Annotated in this window: 1 protein-coding gene; it reads left to right on the forward strand. The window is 73.9% G+C overall.

The features are described from left to right. Nucleotides 1–259 precede the first annotated feature (259 nt). On the forward strand, nucleotides 260–1,465 hold the full coding sequence (locus tag AC13HU_RS37040; protein ID WP_483046392.1) for an amino acid deaminase/aldolase: 1,206 nt from the start codon (nucleotides 260–262) through the stop codon (nucleotides 1,463–1,465). Nucleotides 1,466–1,477 lie beyond the last annotated feature (12 nt).

A 1,477-nucleotide genomic window follows, 5' to 3' on the forward strand; every position in this document is an offset into this window, starting at 1 on the left:
GGAGTTGGGCGCTCCGGCTGCGGCGGGCCGGCCGGCGGCGGGGGCGGCCCGGACGGTGGTCGGCCGGCAGTGGGCCGCAGAGTGGGGAAGGAGGCGGGAGAGGTGCTTCCGTTGTCCACTCCGGTGCTCACCCGGCGCTCCCTCGTGACCGTTCCCGTCAATGTGCGCGTCACTCTACGGGGTTGCCGCAGGGTGCGGTTGCCACAGGGCGGCGCCGAAGGGTCTACCGCTCGGTAGGTGTGTCTGGCAGGCTGCGCTCATGGCCCACCACACTGCCGACCGGGTCCGGTACGACCGGGCCACCGCACACCTCGACGCGCCGCTGGCGATCGTGGATCTCGATGCTTTCGACGCGAACGCCGCGGACCTGGTCCGGCGGGCGGGTGGGAAGCCGATCCGGATCGCCTCGAAGTCGGTGCGCTGCCGCGCGCTGCTCGAACGCGCCCTGGCCCGCGAGGGTTTCGAGGGCATCATGTCCTTCACCCTCGCCGAGTCGCTGTGGCTGGCGCGTACCGGCTTCACCGACATCCTGCTCGCCTACCCGTCCGCCGACCGGGACGGCTTCGCCGAGCTGACCGCCGACCCGAAGCTGGCCCGTACGGTCACGGTGATGGTCGACGACCTCGCGCAGCTCGACCTGATCGACGCGGCACGCGGCGCGGGCGGCACCGAGACGGTCCGGGTCTGTCTCGAACTCGACACGAGCCTGCGGAAGTTGGGCGGGCGGCTGCGGATCGGCGCGCTGCGCTCGCCGCTGCACTCGCCGGAGCGGATAGCCGACACCGCCCGCGCGGTCGGTGCCCGGCCGGGGTTCCGGGTGGTCGGGATCATGGCCTACGAAGGGCACATCGCGGGCGTCGGTGACACGCTGAAGGGCCGCCCCGCGCGGTCGTTGGCCATCCGGCTGATGCAGTCCGCCGCGCGCCGGGAGCTGGCGGCGCGGCGCGCGGAGGCGGTGCGTGCGGTCCGGGCGGTCGTACCGGACCTGGAGTTCGTCAACGGCGGCGGCACCGGCAGCGTGCAGTCCACCGCGGCGGAGAACGCGGTCACCGAGATCGCGGCCGGCTCCGGCCTGTATGTGCCGCGGCTGTTCGACAACTACAGCTCCTTCCGGGGCCGCCCTGCCGCGCTGTTCGGCATGCCCGTGGTGCGCCGTCCCGGTGTCGGCGTGGTGGCGGTGCTCGGCGGCGGCTACCCGGCCTCGGGCGCCGCGGGCCCCGACCGGCTGCCGGTGCCGTACCTGCCGGAGGGGCTGCGCTACGACGGGCAGGAGGGGCCGGGCGAGGTGCAGACCCCGCTGCTCGGCTCGGCCGCCGACGACCTGCTGATCGGCGACAAGGTGTGGTTCCGGCACGCGAAGGCGGGCGAACTGTGCGAGCGCTTCGACCAGTTGCGGCTGATCGAGGGCGACCGGGTGGTGTCGGAGGTGCCGACGTACCGGGGCGAGGGCCAGACGTTCCTGTGAGCGGCGAGGTGG

It is taken from the genome of Streptomyces sp. NH27 (genome assembly GCF_056859195.1).